The organism is Pseudomonas sp. GD03862, assembly GCF_029840855.1.
GTDB lineage: Bacteria > Pseudomonadota > Gammaproteobacteria > Pseudomonadales > Pseudomonadaceae > Aquipseudomonas > Aquipseudomonas alloputida.
This window is the reverse complement of the sequence record NZ_JAOCDI010000098.1, coordinates 1-1,627: the sequence shown is the minus strand read 5'-3', so window position 1 is coordinate 1,627 and position 1,627 is coordinate 1. Positions and strand designations below refer to the sequence as shown.

1 protein-coding gene is annotated in these 1,627 nt (G+C 59.8%); it reads left to right on the top strand.

Features of this window, described 5'->3' with window-relative positions; genetic code table 11:
• Positions 1 to 372: 372 nt before the first annotated feature.
• Positions 373 to 1,590, top strand: a complete 1,218-nt coding sequence (locus N5D53_RS27475) for an argininosuccinate synthase (protein ID WP_003254941.1) — start codon at positions 373 to 375, stop codon at positions 1,588 to 1,590.
• The last annotated feature ends 37 nt before the right edge of the window (positions 1,591 to 1,627 follow it).

Sequence of the window (1,627 nt, the reverse complement as noted above, 5' to 3'; positions counted from 1 at the left end):
CCACAGGCATAATTGGCCCGAAACAAACGTAGGAGCGGGTTTACCCGCGAAGCGCCGCGCGGGCGGCGCTCGATCTCACAAGCGCAGAATGTCTTGAGGCGGCCACTTGGCGGCGCTCGATCTCACAGGCGCAGAATGTCTTGAGGCGGACACCTGGCGGCGCTCGATCTCACCGGCGCTGAACTCCTCAAGGCATGCACGCTGCGGCTCGACGCCCCTCCAAGGTCCTCATGCCACATCCCTCAACCGACCGCCCGTCGCCCCTACGAAAGTTCCTGTCGCTTTGTCGTCAGAAGCTGTCGCCCCACTGTAAATTTATCCGCAACGCCGGTAGAATCGATCCCTTTCCGTACAACCCCGTGGAGTGATGGCATGGCGGACGTAAAAAAGGTCGTACTGGCGTATTCCGGCGGCCTTGATACTTCGGTGATTCTCAAGTGGCTGCAGGATACCTACAACTGCGAAGTGGTGACCTTCACTGCTGACCTGGGGCAGGGCGAAGAGGTCGAACCGGCCCGTGCCAAGGCCCAGGCAATGGGCGTTAAAGAGATCTACATCGACGACCTGCGCGAAGAATTCGTGCGTGATTTCGTGTTCCCGATGTTCCGCGCCAACACCGTCTACGAAGGCGAGTACCTGCTGGGTACTTCCATCGCCCGTCCGCTGATCGCCAAGCGCCTGATCGAAATCGCCAACGAAACCGGCGCTGACGCCATTTCCCATGGCGCCACCGGCAAGGGTAACGACCAGGTGCGCTTCGAGCTGGGTGCCTATGCCCTGAAGCCAGGCGTCAAGGTCATCGCTCCATGGCGCGAGTGGGACCTGCTGTCCCGCGAAAAGCTGATGGACTACGCCGAGAAGCACGGCATCCCGATCGAGCGCCACGGCAAGAAGAAGTCGCCGTACTCGATGGACGCCAACCTGCTGCACATCTCCTATGAAGGCGGTGTCCTGGAAGATACCTGGACCGAGCACGAAGAAGACATGTGGCGCTGGAGTGTCTCGCCTGAGAACGCCCCGGACCAGGCTACCTACATCGAGTTGACCTACCGCAATGGTGACATCGTTGCCATCGACGGCGTCGAGAAATCCCCGGCCACCGTCCTGGCAGACCTGAACCGTATCGGTGGTGCCAACGGCATCGGCCGTCTGGACATCGTCGAAAACCGTTACGTCGGCATGAAGTCGCGCGGTTGCTACGAAACGCCTGGCGGTACCATCATGCTCAAGGCACACCGTGCCATCGAGTCGATCACCCTGGACCGCGAAGTCGCTCACCTGAAAGATGAGCTGATGCCAAAGTATGCCAGCCTGATCTACACCGGCTACTGGTGGAGCCCGGAGCGTCTGATGCTGCAACAGATGATCGATGCTTCGCAGGTCAACGTGAATGGTGTGGTGCGCCTGAAACTGTACAAGGGCAATGTGACCGTGGTTGGCCGCAAGTCGGACGATTCGCTGTTCGATGCCAACATCGCCACCTTTGAAGAAGATGGTGGTGCCTACAACCAGGCAGATGCTGCTGGCTTCATCAAGCTCAATGCTCTGCGTATGCGCATTGCCGCCAACAAGGGCCGTTCGCTGCTCTGATTGCTGGTGTGTGCGAAAACCCCGGCTCGGTCCGGGG

Excerpts from the sequence above, each read along its gene's own strand:
- N5D53_RS27475 (WP_003254941.1), top strand. The coding sequence starts at position 373 with ATGGCGGACGTAAAAAAGGTCGTACTGGCGTATTCCGGCGGCCTTGAT.